Origin of the sequence: Bowmanella yangjiangensis, from assembly GCF_017255015.1 — a bacterium.
Classification (GTDB): domain Bacteria; phylum Pseudomonadota; class Gammaproteobacteria; order Enterobacterales; family Alteromonadaceae; genus Bowmanella; species Bowmanella yangjiangensis.
In genome coordinates this window covers 1-1859 of record NZ_JAFKCS010000153.1, presented here as the reverse complement: position 1 = coordinate 1859, position 1859 = coordinate 1, and the positions used below count along the sequence as shown (strand labels likewise).

The following is a 1859-nucleotide window of genomic DNA, read 5'->3' as shown; positions in this document are numbered from 1 at the left end:
CTGCTGGCTGCGGTCGCAGGCCATGATCAGCAGGGGCAGGTGCTCCGGCGCATGGTAGGCGCTCCACGCCAGCAGCCAGGCGGCCGCTTCGGGCATCTCGCGTTCCAGCCACAGGCGCGTCCACAGGTCGAGGGCATCCTGGTCATGGTGCTGCTTCTGTAGCGCCAGCAGGTAGAGAATGTCGAGATCGTCCGGCTGCTCGGCGTGACGCGCCTGGTAGTGCTCCAGGGCACCGCTGAGGGCCACGCCGGCCAGGGTGCACTGACGGTACAGGTGCGGGTAGTAGGCCGGATCGGCGGGCATCGGCAGGCACAGGTGCAGGGAGCTCCAGCCGCGGAACTCCTGCAGCGGCCGGTTCTGGAACAGGTGCTCGAGGGTGCGCACGTACCAGAGGTTCTCCACCTGCGCCACGCTCGGCCAGTCGCTGAGGGTGGCGAGGTCGAACGGGTCGGGTTCGGCGATGCGCTGCAGCAACTGGTCGAGCGGCTCGGCTTCTTCGAAGGGCAGCTGCATCAGGCGGTTGGCCCAGGCCATGCGCTCGGTCAGCAGCTGCGCGCAGCGGTGCGACAACGGCCCGTTGCTGAGCAGCAGGTGGCGCAGCGAGCCGTCGATGCTCTCCAGCACGTCCAGCGGCAGCTGGTCCAGCGCCCGGCAGTAGTCCTGCCAGGCCTCGGGGCGAAAGCGCCGGCCGGCATCCTGCATCAGCTCGACGAACTGCTGCACGGCCTGTTCGCTGGCGCTGGGCAGTGCGGCCGCCTCGCTGGCCTCGCTCGCTTCGCCGCGCGCGTGGCGCAGGGCATCCTCGTAGGCACCGCGCAGCGCCTGGAAACCCTCGGGGTCGCGCTCCGGATGGACCTCGGGCAGGCGTGTGCGGTAGGCCGTGCGAATGGCGTTCTGATCGTCTGTCGGCTCGATGCCGAGGTGTTCCCAGCAACTCATGACCAGTCGAATGCCTCCAGCGATTCAGGTTTTTCCGGCAGATCCAGCTCCAGGTCCCAGTGCAGATCATCCAGTCCTGCCGCCGGGTTCATCGCCAGCTCGCGTGCCAGCGCGACGTGCGTCGGGTTGCTGCCCTGGCGGCTGATGCACAGCGCCAGCTCGTCCGCCTGCTCGTGGCCGAGGCAACTCCAGTAGCTGCGGCCGATGAGAAAGCCGGCCAGGTAGCTCTGCCAGTTCTGGTAGTAGTAGCGCGCTCGCAGGCTCAGGCGGCTGTGCAGCCAGAGGTTTTCCTCGAGGCTGAGCCAGCCGTTGAGCTGACCGATGCGGGCGAGGAAACTCATGCGCCCCAGGTCCCAGGCGCGAATACCGCCGGAGCCGCACACCAGGATGGTATCGGCGACGTAGCGGTAGGCGACCTGCTGGCTGGCATCCAGGCTGTCGACCAGCTTCTGCCATTCGCTTGGCAGCAGGCGCGCGTTGTCCCAGTAGGCGCCGCTCAGATCGCTGGCATGGCCGTTGTCGGTCATGCGCTGGATCATCGCCAGCAGGGCCGGGCGATCAGCGATGTCCCAGGACTCGGTCAGGTCGACGAACTCGTTGTCCGGGTAGAAGTTCGGCAGGTCGTAGCGGGCGTCGTAGCGGGCATTGATCGCCACCATCGGTGCGGACAGCGCGAAGAGCCAGCGTCGTTGCAGTTCATCCATGGGCTGAGGGCCATTCTTCCTTGAGCGGGAGGGCGCCATCCTAGGAGCTGTTGGCAGGGGGCTGCAAGTGCCTCGCGGCGGCCCGGGCGAAAGCGCTCAACCGATGACTGGCAGGTCAGCCGGCCGGTGTCCGCGCGCGTTGCGCCCATGGCGCGGGACGCCCGCCGAAAGTTGGACGCCAGGTTGTGAAATTGCCCACATCTCTGTTGGGCACAG

Annotated in this window: 1 protein-coding gene and 1 pseudogene; both read right to left on the bottom strand. The window is 67.7% G+C overall.

Annotation, left to right across the window (positions count from 1 at the left end; genetic code table 11):
* Positions 1-939, bottom strand: a pseudogene (locus J0A65_RS22820) (hypothetical protein); the annotation flags it as partial.
* A complete protein-coding gene (locus tag J0A65_RS22815; protein ID WP_037055542.1) occupies positions 936-1643 on the bottom strand; it encodes a DUF1266 domain-containing protein in 708 nt (235 codons plus the stop codon). The gene J0A65_RS22815 and the pseudogene J0A65_RS22820, both read right to left, overlap by 4 nt.
* Positions 1644-1859: the final 216 nt, after the last annotated feature.